The organism is Acidaminobacter sp. (genome assembly GCF_030247605.1).
Taxonomy (GTDB): domain Bacteria; phylum Bacillota; class Clostridia; order Peptostreptococcales; family Acidaminobacteraceae; genus Acidaminobacter.
The window spans coordinates 76,574-93,891 of the sequence record NZ_JAOTSB010000005.1; the positions used below are offsets into that span (position 1 = coordinate 76,574).

Sequence of the window (17,318 nt, forward strand, 5' to 3'; positions counted from 1 at the left end):
GTCACCTCTCATATCAGATAGACATCGACAATGCCCGGAAATGTGCGAATTGCGCGCAATGCCTCGTCACTGACAACATCCGAAACTTCAATCACCATGACACCCTCGTCATCACGATTCTTTTTCTTGTGAAAACTCATATATAGAACATCGAGGTTACAAGCCATCAGGATGTTGGTCATGCCTGAAATGATGCCTTTGCTCGTGTTATGTCTGACAATAATGGTCGGGTGCTCACCGCTGATCGTGAGGTCAATCCCGTTCAGATGCACAATGTTTATATTTCCTCCGCCGATAGACGACCCAATCAGCACCACTTCCGAATCATCTGTGCGTCTGATGACAATCTTGACGGAATTCGGGTGCATCAAATCGCCGAGATCTTTCTCCTGAAAGCTGTAGGCAACACCCCTTTGAGCGGCGATCTCAAAGGCTTCTCTTAGCCGGTCGTCACTCTCGCCAAAGCCCAGAACCCCGGCCAGAAGCGCTTTATCTGTTCCGTGGCCTCGATAGGTTTTAGCGAAGGAGCCATGCAGGTAAAAATCCACACTTTTAATGTCATCACCTGCGAACTTGTGAGCCATCTTTCCTATTCTGGCCGCACCTGCGGTATGGGAGCTCGAAGGTCCAATCATCACTGGGCCAAGGATATCAAACATACTATAATCTACCAAGTTGCCACCTCCTTTTTTAATGAATATACACAAATTTTACGAAAAAGAAAAGATGGGCGCTTACCCATCTTGAAATTTATTTTTTGTTTACTTATATCTAAAATATTTAATAACCTTTTCAGCGTGCCAGTATAATATTTCACATGAATGAAATCAAAAAACACAACACTTTTCATCCCATATTTTGAGCGCCTAGACTATAAACCCGCAGCCACCCTCACCATCTCTTGATGCTTTGGATCTTTGGTTCTGGTGCTGTGGAGCTTGCTGTCCCTGAAGTGCAGACAGAAGTGTCCGGAGACGCCGTTGTTCTTGACCATGTCGAAATTGTAGCCATAACCATACCCGGCTGAACGGTCGTTGATGTATTTGCCTTCAGGCTGATTTTCAAGTCCCGCATGGGGCATGCCATTCATGGAGGCTGCGATAATGCGGTTGTTGAAATGGACGAGAATGGCTCTGCGGGACCAGTTGTAGGAGCCGCCCCAAAGCTTCTTAATAATCTCTGCGTCCTCTTTTGTGACAGGCTCAATGTCCGCATGGACGCCGCCGTAGGTGACTTTCACTTTAAATATTGTACCCGTCTTAAAGTCCTCCAGCGTCAGAACCGTGGAGCCGCGCTTCAGCGACCCCTGAATGTCATTCCAGGTGATATATTCGCCCACTCGGCGCTCGCCGACACCTCTCGAAATGACCGTCTGTTCAGATGCAGCTGAAGCCGTGCCATCTGTAGTCGTCAGCAATATGTACCCCAGCTCCGCCATCTTGGCAAGAACGGCTTCACCCGCGTTGCCATCCACTGTCATGTTAAATTTCATCTGGAAAGTCTTGATGGCTTCTTCAGTCATGGCACCATAAAAATCTGTAGGCTTGTCGATGTCCAGATAGCCAAACTGCATCAAAGTCGATTGAATCCAGTAAACGCTTTTGGAGGTATCTCCAAATTTGTAGGTCGCCCTTTTGACTTCAGGAATCCTGTTTTGAGTCTGCAGCTGGGCCAGAGTGCTTGTGCCTGCAACGCCGTCTGCTGTCAAACCGACACTTTTCTGATAAGCTTTTACAGCCTGTTCAGTCGTTGGACCGTAGTTCAAAGTATACGCATGGTTCTTGTAGAAGCCTGCATCGTTCAGTGCCCGCTGCAGCCAGTAAACATCCTTGCTCACGGAACCCAATTTATAGACGGGCTGTTTAAAGTGCTCCGCCACGTCTGCAAAGCCGCTTCCTAGCGCCAATGTGCCGCCTATCAGCAGCAATGTCATCACCTTTTTAATCATAAAATCCTCCATCGGCAAAATTTATTATGTTAACTATACATGCCGATGGCAGATAAATCAAGGCTTTTAGGTTTTTTGTTACTTTTTAATCAAGGTCCGAACCACGTAGGACGCCATGAAAAAGCCCGATACAGGGGGCACGAAGGACACGCTGCCCGGTGTAACCTTTCTGGGATTCGATGTATTTGGATCTAAATTTTGGGGTTCCACCGGCAGTTCTGTGGAATACACTACCATGAGTTTTTTTACACCGCGTGCTTTCAGCTCCTTGCGCATGACTTTCGCCAGCGGGCAGACTGAGGTCTTGGAGATGTCCGCCATAACCAGCCGGGTCGGATCCAGCTTGTTTCCGGTACCCATGGAGCTCACTACCGGGATGCCGCGTTCCTGGCAGGTCACAATCAGGTGCAGCTTTGACGTGACCATGTCTATGGCGTCTATGACGAAGTCGAAACCATCGGCAAAAATCTCTTCAGAAGTGTCAGCGTCATAGCGCTGCTTGACAGCATTCACCTGAATTTCCGGATTGATGAGGGCGATGCGCTCCTTCATGACGTCGACCTTGTATTGGCCGATGGTCGTGTCAAGGGCATGGAGCTGGCGGTTTATATTCGTCAGCGCAATCCGGTCGAAGTCGATGAGAGTCAGGCGGCCGACACCGGATCTGGCCAGGGCCTCAGCCGCAAAGGAACCCACGCCGCCTATGCCAAAGATAGCCACGTGGCTATTTTTAAGGATGTCCAAGCCTTCGGAGCCTAAGACCATTTCGGTACGTGTCAATCTGTTTAAATCCATCTTTCAAACCGCCTTTTCAGCAAAACGGCGTACAGTTTCGACTATGACTTCAACAGCTTTATCCATGGAGGCCATTGGGATGTACTCAAAACGGCCGTGATAATTGTGTCCGCCTGTGAAAATGTTTGGCGTCGGAAGGCCCATGTATGAAAGCCGCGAGCCGTCAGTGCCGCCGCGGATGGCCTTGATGAGGGGCTTGACCCCCACTGCTTCCATGGCGCCTTTAACCTCTTCCACGATCTCCATCACCGGCAGAATTTTTTCTTTCATGTTGAAGTAGGAGTCTTTGAGGAGCAGCTCAACCGTGCCGGCGCCGTGCCTCTGGTTCATGTAGCCTGCGGCTTCGGTCATGAGGCGCTTTCTTGCCTCAAATTTTTCCAGATCGTGGTCCCGGATGATGTAGTGGAGCTCTGCGAGCTCGACGTCACCCTTCATTTCGTTCAGGTGGAAGAAGCCTTCATACCCTGTGGTGTGCTCCGGCCGCTCCGCTGCCGGAAGCATAGCGTTGAAAGTCATGGCCAGATGCTGGGAATTGACCATTTTGTCTTTGGCGTTTCCAGGATGGATGTTGCGGCCGTGAAACTTCACTGTCGCAGAGGCGGCGTTGAAATTTTCGTATTCCAGTTCACCAAGTTCTCCGCCATCCAGGGTGTAGGCGAAGTCAGCTGCGAACTTTTCAACCTCAAAGTGGTCTGCGCCCCGGCCAACTTCTTCGTCTGGTGTGAAACCTATTTTGAGGTCCCCTCTCGGGATTTCGGGATTTGCCATAAAGAATTCCACCGCGCTCAGGATCTCTGCAATACCTGCTTTGTCATCCGCGCCGAGAAGCGTTGTCCCGTCCGTGGTGATGAGGTCTTGACCAGTATATTTTAGGAGCTCCGGGAAGTCCTTTGGCGACATGATGATCGTTTGTTCCTGATTTAAAAGAATGTCCCCACCATCATAATTGTTGATGATCCGCGGATTGACCCCAGTCGCTGTGAAGTCCGGGCTGGTGTCCATGTGGGCGATTAAGCCAATGACCGGCGCCTTTGGCGTGTTGCCCGGCAGCGTTGCCATGAGATAGCCGTTTTCGTCCAGGCTGACGTTTTGAAGGCCCATGGCTCTCATCTCTTGCTCGAGAAGCTTCGCGAGCTCGAACTGTTTTTTCGTGGAAGGTGTGGTATTGGAGTGGTGATCAGAAGCGGTATCAATTTTAACGTATCTCAGAAATCTCTCATGTACAGGATTCAAGGTGAATTCACTCCCAATCGATTTTTTCAAGCGAGGTTTGGACAATGCGGTCATAGCCTTCCTGAAGCTTTTTGAGGATCGGATTTCCAGGTGAGTTGATTTTCTGATCGTCGATCTGCGCCACCGGCAACAGTCCTATGGACGTGCCCGTGATAAAGCAGGCATCATAAAGGTATGCCTCCGAAGCCTTGATTTCGGCCTCTTCAAAGGCTATGCCAAGTTCTTCTATTGCCGCGAGCAGCTTCTGACGGGTGATCCCCAGCAGCACGTGATTTGATCTTGGCGTCAGCAGACGGTCGCCCTGGACGAAGAAAACGTTGGAGCGGCTGCCCTCTGTAATGCGGCCCTCGCTGTCCACGAGCAAGCCCTCAAAGATGTCCGTGGTCTCTCTCAGGTTATCCACTTTGGTGCTGAGTTCTGTATTGATGACCTTGGCGTTTGGATTTTCTCTTTCCACGTGCATCAGAACTGTTTTGACGCCGTTTTCGTAATAGTCTTTTGGCGGATAAAAGCTCTTGACCGGAAAGACCACATAGCTGAACGCGCCGCTTTCGAGATAGCCTGCGACTATTTTCAGATTGTTGTCCTTGATCTCACAGTGCGCCACGACTTGCTTCATGTCTTCTGCGACAGCCGCTTCAATGCCTTCCATAGGCATGCCTAAAGTCAGACCGGATTGCTTTAGTCTTTCTAGGTGCTCTTCCATGAACAGCGGCTTGCCCGCCATGATCCGGATAACCTCATAAATGGTCTTGCCTTGAAACGGCCATTCTTCTAAATCGTACGCATAATACACCTGACCGTCCGCGGCCACAAACGGCAAATTGGATGTTATTTTCAAATGGTTCACCCCATGTCTGAATGTAATTTATGTCTATTCGCTTAATAGTTTAACATAAATTCATGGGAATTTGTCTCAATTCGCATATCATTGCGCACTGCTTCTGTTGCGCTTTTTATCATCAACAAGATTTAAAGGGCCTGCAAATAATCCACCACATCTACAATCACGCCGTTAGATTTATATACTCGTGGGATCCGCTTATCAATTCTGCAAATAATTTCATGCGTATTAGTCCCCAACCAATCTGCCATATCTTCAATCCAAATCTTATTAACATCATCGCCACCGAAAAGAGTTACTGTATCACCCACCTTAACATCAAGACCTGTTACATTTATCATGCATTGATCCATGCAGATCCTTCCCACAACCGGAACTCGGCGACCTTTCACCAACACATTTGCTTTTCCACTAAGCATTCTCGAAAAACCATCAGCGTATCCAATAGGTAAAGTCGCGATCTGCTCATGTCCTCTTGTAAAATATTGATGGCCATAACCTATCCCATATCCGGGAGGTAAGTCTTTTAAATGCGCGATGGTCGTTTTCAAAGACATGACTTCTTTTAATACAATCGATTCATGAGAAACATTTCCAGACGGATAGAGACCATAAAGCATTATGCCAGGCCTCACCATATCCATGCAATATTCCGGAAGATCAATAATACCCGCACTGTTGGATACATGGCGGATAGGGATTATAACGCCGCATTTCTCTAATTTATTGGTTATGTTGATAAAAATTTCAATCTGCCTTAATGTGGAGGATTTGTCGATGTCATCCGCAGAGGCAAAATGTGTGAAGATCCCTTCAATCTCTAAGCCTGGCATTTTGCTCATCTCAAGAATGTCTAAAATGGTTTGATTTCCGGGCATCATACCAATTCTTCCCATACCAGTTTCAATTTTTATATGTACTTTAATTCTCTTACCTGAACAAACGGCAACATGATTGTATCCTTTAGCAGTTTCAAGATCATACAGAGTTTGAGTTAGATTGTATTTTACTAGAACATCAGCTTGATCTGCCGGTGTATAACCCAACACCATAATGCCAGGATCAGGATACTCCTTTCTAAGTTGAACCGCTTCAGTCAAAATGGCAACTGCAAGCCGATCCGCACCGTGATCCAGCAGTGTTTTGGCCGAAATGACAGCACCATGGCCATAGCCATCAGATTTAATGACTGCTAATATTTTGCAGTCTGGTTTGAGACAGCGCTTGACCTCCTTAATATTGTGTTCCAAATGATCAAGATTGATTTCTGCCCAAGCAGGCCTCATAATTCTATCCATTTCTTTACCCCCCCCAATGCGTCTACTTTATTTGCCAATCCATTGACTTCCAGATAGAAAAAATCTTTAGAATTTCATTTTTTGAATATCAATCCTAATACATACTTGTTATTATTCATTTTCCAAGGTACAATTTGATTAAATATTATTAATTACAGTTTAACTAGGTTTAACCCAAGTGTCAATTTTTATTTAATTTAATTAAATACAATTTAATCGGAGGCCGTATATGTCTGAAGTCAATATTGGCAAAAAAATTCAAGAATATAGAAAATTTAAAAACCTAAGTATTAAAGAGTTGGCGGAAAAATCTGGCGTAACATCTTCTTTGCTCAGCCAACTTGAACGAAATTTAGCCAACCCATCAATAAACACACTCAAAACTATAGCGAATGTGCTCGATGCGCCATTGTTCAGTTTTTTCATGGATGCCGGAGAAACAGACTCATTCATTGTCAGATTAGGAAACAGAAAAAAATTAATTTTTCCATCTAATGAGGATTTCACTTATGAACTGCTCACACCAGATACAAGTGGCGCAATTGAGTTTCTGTTAATGTCACTTGCGCCTCACACAAAATCCTCCGATCTTCTGATTGGACACGAAGGTGAAGAAGTCGCATATGTAACAAAGGGCAAAGTACAACTCTATTTTGAAAATGAAGTCATCACTTTGTTTCAAGGAGATAGTATAAGGATTCCTCCGTTTTATAAGCACAAATGGGAAAACGAATCCTCAGAACCTGCTGAAGTCATCTTCGCAGTTACACCGCCTTCATTTTAAAGTTAATACACTCAAAATCAAAAGAGCAGCCAATAGGCCGCTCTTTTTGATTTAACTCATTTGAATGCAATTCAGTTTATTTTCATTTGATTAATGCCTCAATGCAGCTAGCCATTCTGAATAAGATAGTTTTCAACTAAGCTGCCTTCTTAAAAAAATCATTTGAAAGGCGTCGCACTTCAGGTGATAAGATTGTCAATGCTATCAAATTTGGAATGATCAGAAGGCCAAGTGCACAATCCTGAATCAGCCAAACCAATTTGATACTACTGACACTTCCCACCGCAATAGCGGCAGGGAATAGAATTCTGTAAACCCAAGCTACATCTTCATTCGCCAAATAAAGCAAACTAACATGTCCAAAATACCACTGACTCATTAATGAAGTCCCAGCGAACAACATCAAACTCACAGAAACAATGACACTCATCCAAGGAGCAACCGTACCAAATGCAGTTGAAGTCAACAAAGATGGGTTAACTACTATGTTATGAACCCCTGTGAGAAGTATGACAAACCCAGTGATCGAACAAATTATAATGGTGTCAATAAATACATCAACTATCCCATAAACCGCTTGTCGAACAGGATGATCCACAGCAACCGTAGAATGGATCACAGCAGCAGACCCTTCGCCAGCTTCGTTGGAATACAACCCTCTTGATACGCCATATCGCATGGCTTCTTTTAAGGAAAATCCCGCAACACCACCAATTCCAGCTTTTAGCGAGAAGGCTCCCTCAATTATAGACATAAAAACATCAGGAATTTTGGCGGCATTCACAACAATTACGATCAACCCGCCAGAAACATATAACAGCGCCATAAATGGCACAATCCTTACCGCTACTTTGGCGAGTCGCTTCAATCCACCTGCTGCAATGGCGCTCATAATCAATGCCAGAATAATTCCGGTGATCCACTCAGAAACCCAAAATCTATTTCGCATCACATTGGCTATCGTATTTGACTGAATTAAAGTGCCTCCTAAATTTTGAGCAAATAGCAAAATAGCAGCCACAACACCTAACCAGCGGCAAGACAACCCTTTCTCTATGTAATACATCGGGCCGCCCATGACTCTACCGAGTCTGTCCTTTGTATGATAATGAAGTCCAAGAACAATTTCTCCATATTTCGTTGCCATGCCTACCACCGCAGCGACCCACATCCAAAATAAAGCCCCAGGTCCTCCTGATAAAATTGCAGTAGAGACACCGACAATATTTCCGCTCCCAACAATGCTTCCAACCGACGTACAGAGCGCCTGAAATGAGGTAATAGTCAATGAAGTTGACTTTTTTTTCTCTTTCAGCTCTAAAATAGGTTGAAGGAATACTTCACGCACAATAAATGGGATCTGTTTGAATTGGACAAAGCCGGTCATTACAGTGTATAAGAGCCCGACACCAATTAATGCTGCCAGGAGCCAGTCCCCCCATAGAAACTCAGCGAATTTTTCGAATAGGTTCTCAATCCGTTCCATAATTCACCTCAATTTTACCAAGTCAGGCTGCGAGCTTTTGTGTAATCACTATCTACTTTGAAGTTGTATACATTAGATTGCTGCTAGAAAGTATGAACTTACTTTTTGTTCATCTGTAAATCTTCTGTTGGGAATCTTTCACATAGATTTTCACCTTGAGCAGTCGGTATTGGAATTCCCATTAGAGCCGCCAATGTCGGAGCCACATCCACCAGATTACAGCTGCCCAAATCCATACCTTTTGGTATTCGAGGCCCCATCATACAAAATGAAGCTCTCATTTCATCAAATTCTTCACTATAGCCGTGCTGTGCCTTTTGAATCAACTCGTTTGTCATATAATCACCACAAATATCATCCCTGATTTCGTATCCTTTCTGAGCCACAAGCACATAGTCTGCTTCAGAAAATCCTTTCCGGTTTAATCTCGCTTGGTCTCCAGTCAATACTTCCAAGATTCCGTTATCACCTTCTGTTCTCAACTGATCCATTAGAAGGCTAAGTTTATCTCTGGATTCAAAGTCCTTAGAATCCTTCAATCTTATTTCACAGGTGCCGCCAGCTCTTTGAGACCATGCACGCCACGAAATCATATGATTTTGCTCGTCCACACTGATGAGCCCAGCTTCTTTAAGCTTGACATTTGGTCTTATACAATGATGATTGTCCAGACTTCCATGATCAGAGACCATACAGATTACCAAATCTCTTTCAGATATTTCATAGGCTGTATTTATTAGGTCGCCCACCATCTGATCAATCTGTTCTAAAGCTCTTAGCGCTTCAGGGCTATATACCCCATTAATGTGCGCCGTCTCATCAAACGAAGCAAAATAGGTCGACATAAAGAAAGGTCTCACATTATCATGAGTTTTTATTTTGTTCCTAAGCAGCCATACGGCTGCCTCTTTTCTTCTGCGATCTCCATCAACTGTTAAATCTAGGCCACCAGGAAATCGGCCTATCTCTTTTTCCATTTCTGAAGCAAGCCCCTGCGGCACGGAGACAGCATCGATAAATTTGGTGTCTAAAGGTGATCCATCCCACCAAAACTCAGGAACTATATAATCGCCTTGTGCGCCAACTGAAGTTGGAAATGCAACACTTGCTGAACAATAACCATGTTCCTTTGCAAGTTTCCACAGTGTTGGAACATTATCACTTACAAACCAATGCCATGCGCCTTTATGGCTCCCATCAGGATCGAACATGATATTGTTGTATATACCATGGGTATCCGGATAAGTTCCAGTAATAATAGTTTGATGGCAAGTATAAGTAAAGCTTGGAAATACACTCTTGACACCTTTGGAAGCAAATACTCCATTATTGATAAAGAATTCAGAAATATTAGGTAAGATCACACCAAATTTTTGGGGATCAGTAATAAACTCAGGCTTAAGAGCATCCACTGATATTAAAAGAAAGTTTGTTTTCAGATGATTCAACTATTTCACACCTCATTTCATAAACTTGTTCGACTCAGCTCAAAATTCACTTTTTTATTGTTACATTAGAACCAGATTCGTTCATTATTAATTCGCTTTTTAACTTCGACATATTAATGCCCACGATCTTCATCATCCTGTTTGAGTTTACTTACAACAGGAACATTAGCTTTTTCAAACATCTTGACTTGTTGATCCGTTACTGAAGAGTCTGTGATGATCATATTTATTTTTTCCAAACCACACATTTTATACAGAGAATTTACCCCTAATTTTGAACTGTCTGTAATGATGATGGTTTTATCCGAAGCCTCCATCATTTTGATTTGAACAATAATTTCATCCGGCCGCTGATAAGTAATCCCGGATTCAACCGAAACCCCGCAGGTTGTAAGAAAAAAAGTGTTGATGTTTAATTTCGAGAAGATTAATGTCGCCATATCAGTCGTCATTGAATACTCTTCCGGGCTTAACACCCCACCTGTCAGTATTACCGTAAAGCCCTTTGCGTCTGCCAGAACATTGGCAATATGAAGTGAGTTGGTAACAACCGTCAGTCGACTGAATTTCGTTTTAATGATTTCCGCGAGTTTTCTTGAGGTCGTACCTGAATCCAACGCCAACGACTGTCCCTCTGTTATATATTGTGCTGCAATCTCAGCAATCTCTGCTTTTTCAGAAACCTTCTGCCGTTCTCTTTTTTGAAATTCAAGATATCCGTTGTTAGATTCATTAGAGTCACTTTGATTGACAGCGACTGCACCGCCATGTGTTCTTTTTAGATAGCCCTCTGATTCCAGATATTCAAGGTCTCTTCGTACGGTTTCAGACGACACTCCTATCGTCACCTTAAGAGAAGATGCTTTAACTGCACCTTCCTTTTCGAGGATCGAAAGTATCTGCTCATATCTTTTTTCAGGCAACCACATCATTTCAACACCCTCAATTCCATATTGTAAGTTAGAATCTCTTCGCACACATAATACCACACTACAACAACAAAACACAATAATATGCACAAATTTATCAAATTATTTCTTGATTTCAGGATTCAAACCATCGATAATTAAAATATTTCACAACTAAACACTTTTTTTATCACATTTTCACTTGATTTCACACAGAATCAGTAATATAATGACCTCATTCCACATAATATCACACACCGATTTAAGGAGGAGTCATTTTGGAAAGTGCGATGAAAAACAAAGATTTGAACACAACGAGGAAATGGGCATCTCTAGTATCACTTATTTTTGGAGCGGGTACAATCTACAAGCTAGGATTCCTAAAGGATGCATTTTATGTGCCAATGCAACAGTTCATGAATCTATCCCACACCCAAATTGGATTAGCAATGAGTGTCGCTGGCTTTATTTCCACTTTTGGCTTCTTGGCATCCATTTATTTGTCCGATCGTTTCTCAAAGAAAATCATGATTCCAATTTCTTTAATAGGTACCGGTGCCGTTGGATTATTACTCTCTACTTTACCTTCATTCAACTATTTTCTGATCGCTTATTGTCTGCTTGCAATTTTTGCAGACATGTTATTCTGGCCAATTATGCTGAAAACAGTCCGTTTGCTAGGCGACAAAAGCGAACAAGGCAGAATGTTTGGTCTTCTGGAAGCAGGTCGGGGTCTGATTGACACCATTGTCGCTTTTGGCGCTCTCGGCATTTTTGCATATCTAGGAAGCAACGCCAATGGTTTAAAAGGTGCAATTCTCTTTTTCTCTGTAGTACCAATAATCATAGGTATAATTTCATATTTTCTGCTAGATCACGACAAGGTCAGTGAAGTCAATTCTAAAGGTGAACGAGTTGGTAAGAATAAAGTCGCTTTTGAAGGTATGACAAGAGCAATCAAAAATAAATACATATGGATTGTAGCTTTCAATGTCTTCTTTGTATACAGCGCTTACTGTGGTATTACCTACTTCACTCCGTTTCTTGAGGACATCTATGGTCTCCCTCTAGTACTTCTTGGCGCATATGGCATAATTAAGCAATATGGTCTCAAAATGCTTGGGGGACCTGTTGGCGGATATTTAACGGATAAAGTCGTTAAATCGGCAACCAAATTTCTAAAAATCACTTTTCTTCTCACTGCAATTGTTATGTTGATCTATATGAATCTTCCTCATGAATCCTTAAATCTTTACTTTGGCATGTTCTTGACATTAGTTGTAGGTGCCTTTATTTTCAGTATGCGTGCAGTTTTCTTTGCACCTATGGAAGAAATTAAAGTACCACGCGAAATTACAGGTTCCGCTATGTCACTTGGCTCCTTAATCGGTTATCTACCTGGTGCTTTTCTTTATACGGTCTATGGAAATATACTTGACACCCATCCAGGTATGGCAGGTTATAAAATCGTCTTTTCTATGATGACAGGTTTTGCGATTCTCGGTTTCCTACTTTCAAGTTACCTTTTGAAGAGCATAAAAAAAATGGACAGCGACAAGGCAGCCTAATAAGACCTTAAAGTCAAAAACCACTTCAATCGTTGAAGTTCATGCGATGAAGTGGTTTTTATAATGTCCTGTTTTTTCGTGTTGATAGATAGGTCATTTATTTACAAGCAAACTTTTCAGTCACCGAAGGCTAAAGATTGGTAACGGGCTGCGTTCTATCGCGCAGCATACACCTCACGCTAACTGCCGTGCGCCCCTTGGTCTCGGGCTGCGCCCTATATAAACGAGAGCAAAAAAACGCAGTTGAGTGCAAGCACTCCTCTGCACGGGCTGCGCAAGGTACACCTCACGCCAACAGCCGTGCGCCTCGTTCCGCCTTAAACCTCGCTCCGCGCGTTTTAAGGCTGCACTTCGGTCTCGGGCTGCGCCCTATATAAACGAGAGCAAAAAAACGCAGTTGAGTGCAAGCACTCCTCTGCGTTTTTTTGCTCTCGTTTATGCACGGCTGTTAGCTATTTGTCACTCGTTTCTAATAGCCTCTAACGCACTTAACTTCATTGCCCTCAGGGCCGGATAAAAACCAGCGGCTATGCCAACAACTGTTGCAAACACCAGCGCTGAGCCGCTCAGCCAAAGAGGAATAAATGAAATCCCGCCTGTAGTTTCACCCCAGCCAATATTAAAGAGGCTCACTCCCACGGAATTGACCAGCCAGGAAATTAAATAACTCAGCACCAGTCCCAATAAGCCTCCGAAGAAGCCAATCATACCGGCTTCAAACAAAAACAGTTTCTTGATGACCGGCAGCTCTGCGCCCAGAACTTTCATGACGCCAATCTCCCTAGTCCGTTCATAAATCGACATGACCATAGTGTTTGTGATCCCCAGTGCCGCAACAAACAGCGACACCGCGCCTATACCGCCAAGCACCGCCCGGATCCCGGCCGTCGTCTGCTTCATGGACTCCAGGATATCCGAGAGACTCCAGGCCTGAAGCCCCATGTCCTTGATCTGCTGCTGCACTTCCTGGACCTTATTCAGGTCATTGACCTTGACCTTGAGCTGTCCGTATTTGTCCGCATTCGGATCTGGTCTGACGCGGCCGCCGCCTCCGCCGCCACCATTATTGCCTGACAGCTTGGCGAGCTCTTCCTTCAGCTTGGTCAACTGAGTAATGTCCATATAAACCGTCCAGTCCCGCTCATTGTTGCTTTGGACCAGAATGCCCGCCGCCTGAACCTTCACGCCTCTTGGTCGCTGAGTGATATCCACATTGTCCGGCAGTGCCAAAAGCCGCGCCGTCATCAGTTCCACCTGCGGCGGTCCTGTATAGACCCTGGATTTCGGGTCATAGAACGAATCCTTGATGCCGCTGCCAAATAACAGCTCGTATTTACCGGTACCATCCGGTAAAGCGCCTTGCTCTACCTGAAAGTCGAAAAAATCCGACTTGGTCATATCGATACCATTTAAGTTGAGGTACGTAAAGTAGCGACCGGCATTCAGCTGCATCCCCTGCATCATGATTGGCATCACCGCGTCCACACCCGGAATCTGCTCGATCAATGCAACCGTCTCATCATTGAGTTTCGGTGCTTCACCCGCGCCAGGCCCAGGCGCCGGCATGCCCGGCTCCACATAGCCCCAGTTCGGGCTGACATCAATGATGTTGAGACTCCCCATATTCTTGAGCTGCTCCTCAAAATTGCGGTTCATCCCAATCCCCAGGGACATCATGACCACAATGGAAGCTGTTCCAATGACAACCCCCAGAACAGTCAGAATCGTCCGCGTCTTACGGCGCAGCAGATTCTTGACGCCCATTGAAATCAAATCCGCACTATTCATTGTCCTCCACCGCCTCAATTTCAGCCGCACGTTTCTTGTCCGCCCTGCGTTTCCAAAGCATCACGCCGCCCAGCAGCGCCGCCATGGCGGCCAGAATCGCCAGAATCATCAGTTTGGAGCCTGGACCAGGCATAGGCCCGCCTTCACCCGGAATCCCCTCGCCAGGCACTTCCTCACCAGGGATTCCTTCTCCAGGAACGCCCATAGGATCGCCCATGACATTGACAGAAAACGGCTTTTCAATACGGCCGGCCTCGCCGTTGGCATCCTCGTACTCAAAGACGACCATGCCGGTTGCCTCGCCCTCTGCCATTGGAATCAGCGTCGTGTCAAAATAGTCGCTTCTCCCCGCCTCAAAGTTGCCCACATAATAATTGGATCCCTGTATCTGGAAGTCCCCTTCCACTTTGACCATCATATTATACAAAGTGGACTTCCCAAGGTTATAAAACTCAAAGGACAGCGGCACCGGATTATTCACATAGGCCTCAAACGGCAGCCCAATCTCAGAGGTTTCCAGCCGCACCGGCTGAATCACCGGAATACTGACGACCTCTTCTTCCTTATAAGGATTCTTCTGATCATCATAAGCGTTGCCCTTGCTGTCTTCGTACTCAAAGGTCACCGTCAGGGCGTACGCCTTCACCGCCGCGTCGTTCTTGACCCGCATCCGCACGATCTTCGACAGCATCTCCTGCCGCCCCATAGCCTCAATAAAGAACGAACTCGCCATGTCGATAGGCGAAAACACGCCCTCCTCCGGCTTCAGCGTTACCTTGATATTGCGGATGCCCTCACTGCTGCTGGTATTGTAGAGATCCAGCTGCAGGTCAAATTCCGTGCCTGCCAGTACGGCGTCCCCGCCAATTCCATAATCCCGAATGATAATTTTAGGTCTGCCGGAAGCCCCGCCATCCGCGCCGTCGGATCCCAAAATGGACACTCCGGCGTATTCGCGAACCTGCAGCTGCTCGTCTTTCCCCACGCTGCTGTACTTCACAGCTGCATACAAATCATAAAAATTCGTTGCGACTTCCTTCCTCGCCTGGAAGGTGAACGTCAGCGTCTCGGACGCCCCCGCGGCAATAGTCCTAAAGGTTCGTTTCGGCGACGTCTTCGGCACCACTGCCTCGCTCGGATACTCCATGGACACCTCCACGAGCTCTGCGTCCGAACGCCCTTCGTTTTTCACTACAAACGACACGGAAAAAATCCCGCCGGCACTGACCGCCCTTGGTCTGGCCAGGTTCAGAATTTTCATGTCCAGCGCGCTGAGCTCGTCGCCCTCAATAGGCACATAAATCTTAGATGTCGTCGTATAGGACTTCCCGTCCAAATCAATATAAGTCATCTCCGCCGTCAGCTCGTGAGTCCCGCTTGCGGCACCGGACGGCGCCAGAATATTGAACGTCACCACCGACGTCCGTTTCCCGCCAATAATCCCCACAAACTTCGTCTCCATGTCCCCGTCCAGCCGCAGGTTGCCTGCGTCAAAGCCCGTCAGCTTGATCCGCACATCGCCGGCGTCAATTGTGCCGGCGTTCTCCAGCACCAGCGCGATCTGATCCTTGACCCCGGCAACCACCTTGTCCCCCATAAACCTATAGCTCGTTATGCCGATGGTCGGCTCCACATTCGCCGCCTTCACCCGCACATAATAGACCAGGCTGGCATCCGTATGAGGCTTGTCGTCAGAATCCTTGTACTGCAGATTGAGCTTGATGGCATAAATACGCGTCTGCGCCGTTGGCGACACCACCACATCGAATCTCGCGATCTCTGTGTCCTCCGAACGCAGCCTGTCGATTGTGTCATGGGTCACGCTCTGGTCGAGTTTAAACGGCGTTGTCCCGGGATCCGCGAAAGTCACAATGACATTTTTTGCGTCGTCGTCCGAGATGTTGGTCAGCGGAATTTCCAGCGTCGCTTTTGTGCCGGACAGCATCAGCGGCGTCGTCGTGGATTCCTTGACGCGGATGACCGGCTGGTAGACCGGTACTTCCGTCACCGGGTCCTGATCCACGGTTCGGATGCCGGGAACGACAATGGTTTCCTCCGTGGTTCCTGCGCCGGTTCGGATGACTATCGGCAGCGTTGCCTCTCCGTTGCCTTTGTACTGGAGGTCGATCCGGTAATAGTTGAAGCTGCCGCTGGCAGCCTCCGAAATCCCAAGCGCCGAGAGAACGGCTGCCGATGGCGACGTCACCTCCGACATCCCCGCAAGTCCACTCAGCGGACTAAAGGTGCTAAGGGCGGCGTTGCTGATTGCCACGCTCTGATAGGACGTCTCTTCCGAACGGCTTAAAGCCAGAACCAGCGCAAAAGTCGAATCCGTCCGGATCGAAGTCACTTTGGTGGAAAGCGAAGTAGTCATAGTGCCCACTTTTTGAATATACTGGCTGGTGACCACTTCAGCGGCACTAGGCACCGGCACCCCTGTCAGCAGCATGACCAGCATCAGGCCAAGGGCCATCACTCGTTTAAGCATGAACATATTCCTTCACTTCTCCCCTCATGATTTCGACCGATTCAATATTGCCGTCCCTGATATGGACGACTTTGTCCGCAAAGGCGGCGACTTCCGGGTCGTGGGTGACAATCACCAGCGTCTGATGGTTCTGTCGCGCCATTCCCAGCATAATCTCCATGACTGACTCCGAAGTTTTGCTGTCCAGGTTGCCCGTTGGCTCATCCGCGAAGATAATGTTCGGAGAGCCCACAAATGCCCGGGCTATGCCCACACGCTGCTGCTGCCCGCCGCTCATCTGATTGGGTTTGTGGGCAATGTATTTTTCGAGCCCGACCTTCATCAGAATATCCATGGCCATTTCCTCCCGCTCGCCCTTTGGCACCCTGCGGAACATCAGCGGCATCATAACGTTTTCCAGGGCATTGAGCGAGGCGATCAGATTATAAGACTGAAAGACGAAACCCACATTCTGCTGCCTGAAGCGGGCAAGCTCTGCCTCGTTCATGACGCTGATCCGGTGTCCTTCTATCTCTATGGTCCCCTTGGTAGGCTTTTCCAGCCCCGCCATCATGTTGAGCAGCGTCGACTTCCCCGAGCCCGAGGTGCCAAGGATACAGCAGACTTCTCCCTTTTCAATTTCAAGGTCGACCTTGTCTAGGGCCACCACTTTTTCGTGGCCCAAGCGATAAACTTTTCTGAGCTCTTTGACTTCAATTGCGGCCAAGGCGATCCCACCCCTCTGCGTTTC

General features: G+C 46.6%; 14 protein-coding genes. 2 read left to right on the plus strand and 12 right to left on the minus strand.

The genetic code is table 11. The features are described from left to right. Positions 1 to 8: 8 nt before the first annotated feature. The 6 genes from sdaAB to alr form a co-directional block, all read right to left on the minus strand. Positions 9 to 674: an L-serine ammonia-lyase, iron-sulfur-dependent subunit beta gene (gene sdaAB, locus OEL90_RS03980; RefSeq protein ID WP_291403179.1), complete on the minus strand. Its 666-nt coding sequence runs from the start codon at positions 672 to 674 to the stop codon at positions 9 to 11. A 197-nt stretch (positions 675 to 871) separates the two neighbouring features. Continuing rightward, complete coding sequence (locus tag OEL90_RS03985) at positions 872 to 1,948, minus strand: peptidoglycan-binding domain-containing protein (RefSeq protein ID WP_291403177.1); 1,077 nt, start codon at positions 1,946 to 1,948, stop codon at positions 872 to 874. A 78-nt stretch (positions 1,949 to 2,026) separates the two neighbouring features. Further along, a complete protein-coding gene (locus OEL90_RS03990) occupies positions 2,027 to 2,743 on the minus strand; it encodes a tRNA threonylcarbamoyladenosine dehydratase (RefSeq protein WP_291403175.1) in 717 nt (238 codons plus the stop codon). A 3-nt stretch (positions 2,744 to 2,746) separates the two neighbouring features. Then, positions 2,747 to 3,976: a peptidase T gene (pepT, locus tag OEL90_RS03995; RefSeq protein WP_300687203.1), complete on the minus strand. Its 1,230-nt coding sequence runs from the start codon at positions 3,974 to 3,976 to the stop codon at positions 2,747 to 2,749. 7 nt (positions 3,977 to 3,983) lie between these two features. Next, the gene (locus OEL90_RS04000) at positions 3,984 to 4,817 is read right to left on the minus strand and encodes an aminotransferase class IV (RefSeq protein ID WP_300687204.1); all 834 of its coding nucleotides are present in this window, start codon (positions 4,815 to 4,817) and stop codon (positions 3,984 to 3,986) included. Positions 4,818 to 4,948: 131 nt separating this feature from the next. Further along, the gene (gene alr, locus OEL90_RS04005) at positions 4,949 to 6,118 is read right to left on the minus strand and encodes an alanine racemase (protein ID WP_300687205.1); all 1,170 of its coding nucleotides are present in this window, start codon (positions 6,116 to 6,118) and stop codon (positions 4,949 to 4,951) included. A 229-nt stretch (positions 6,119 to 6,347) separates the two neighbouring features. Between alr and OEL90_RS04010 the strand changes: the two genes are divergently transcribed. Next, positions 6,348 to 6,902 (plus strand): cupin domain-containing protein, encoded by a 555-nt coding sequence (locus OEL90_RS04010; RefSeq protein ID WP_291403167.1) that lies wholly within the window; start codon positions 6,348 to 6,350, stop codon positions 6,900 to 6,902. 136 nt (positions 6,903 to 7,038) lie between these two features. On the opposite strand, the gene OEL90_RS04015 is transcribed toward OEL90_RS04010, so the two are convergent. The 3 genes from OEL90_RS04015 to OEL90_RS04025 form a co-directional block, all read right to left on the minus strand. Then, entirely contained in the window at positions 7,039 to 8,388 is a 1,350-nt protein-coding gene (locus tag OEL90_RS04015) for an alanine/glycine:cation symporter family protein (protein WP_300687207.1), read from the minus strand. Between the two features lie 98 nt (positions 8,389 to 8,486). Beyond that, positions 8,487 to 9,836 (minus strand): alkaline phosphatase family protein, encoded by a 1,350-nt coding sequence (locus OEL90_RS04020; RefSeq protein WP_291403164.1) that lies wholly within the window; start codon positions 9,834 to 9,836, stop codon positions 8,487 to 8,489. A 113-nt stretch (positions 9,837 to 9,949) separates the two neighbouring features. Continuing rightward, positions 9,950 to 10,813, minus strand: coding sequence for a DeoR/GlpR family DNA-binding transcription regulator (locus OEL90_RS04025; protein WP_291403162.1), 864 nt, complete (start codon positions 10,811 to 10,813; stop codon positions 9,950 to 9,952). A gap of 209 nt (positions 10,814 to 11,022) precedes the next feature. Between OEL90_RS04025 and OEL90_RS04030 the strand changes: the two genes are divergently transcribed. Further along, positions 11,023 to 12,312, plus strand: a complete 1,290-nt coding sequence (locus tag OEL90_RS04030) for an MFS transporter (protein WP_291403160.1) — start codon at positions 11,023 to 11,025, stop codon at positions 12,310 to 12,312. Positions 12,313 to 12,771: 459 nt separating this feature from the next. On the opposite strand, the gene OEL90_RS04035 is transcribed toward OEL90_RS04030, so the two are convergent. The 3 genes from OEL90_RS04035 to OEL90_RS04045 are packed head-to-tail and all read right to left on the minus strand — an operon-like array spanning position 12,772 to position 17,294. Then, on the minus strand, positions 12,772 to 14,100 hold the full coding sequence (locus OEL90_RS04035; protein WP_291403157.1) for an ABC transporter permease: 1,329 nt from the start codon (positions 14,098 to 14,100) through the stop codon (positions 12,772 to 12,774). Next, a complete protein-coding gene (locus OEL90_RS04040) occupies positions 14,093 to 16,588 on the minus strand; it encodes a hypothetical protein (protein ID WP_291403155.1) in 2,496 nt (831 codons plus the stop codon). The genes OEL90_RS04035 and OEL90_RS04040 overlap by 8 nt, the downstream gene beginning before the upstream one ends. Next, positions 16,581 to 17,294: an ABC transporter ATP-binding protein gene (locus tag OEL90_RS04045; RefSeq protein WP_307730837.1), complete on the minus strand. Its 714-nt coding sequence runs from the start codon at positions 17,292 to 17,294 to the stop codon at positions 16,581 to 16,583. The genes OEL90_RS04040 and OEL90_RS04045 overlap by 8 nt, the downstream gene beginning before the upstream one ends. Positions 17,295 to 17,318 lie beyond the last annotated feature (24 nt).

Excerpts from the sequence above, each read along its gene's own strand:
- OEL90_RS04010 (WP_291403167.1), top strand. The coding sequence starts at position 6,348 with ATGTCTGAAGTCAATATTGGCAAAAAAATTCAAGAATATAGAAAATTT.
- OEL90_RS04035 (WP_291403157.1), bottom strand. The coding sequence starts at position 14,100 with ATGAATAGTGCGGATTTGATTTCAATGGGCGTCAAGAATCTGCTGCGC.
- OEL90_RS04040 (WP_291403155.1), bottom strand. The coding sequence starts at position 16,588 with ATGCTTAAACGAGTGATGGCCCTTGGCCTGATGCTGGTCATGCTGCTG.
- OEL90_RS04015 (WP_300687207.1), bottom strand. The coding sequence starts at position 8,388 with ATGGAACGGATTGAGAACCTATTCGAAAAATTCGCTGAGTTTCTATGG.
- alr (WP_300687205.1), bottom strand. The coding sequence starts at position 6,118 with ATGGATAGAATTATGAGGCCTGCTTGGGCAGAAATCAATCTTGATCAT.
- OEL90_RS03985 (WP_291403177.1), bottom strand. The coding sequence starts at position 1,948 with ATGATTAAAAAGGTGATGACATTGCTGCTGATAGGCGGCACATTGGCG.
- OEL90_RS03990 (WP_291403175.1), bottom strand. The coding sequence starts at position 2,743 with ATGGATTTAAACAGATTGACACGTACCGAAATGGTCTTAGGCTCCGAA.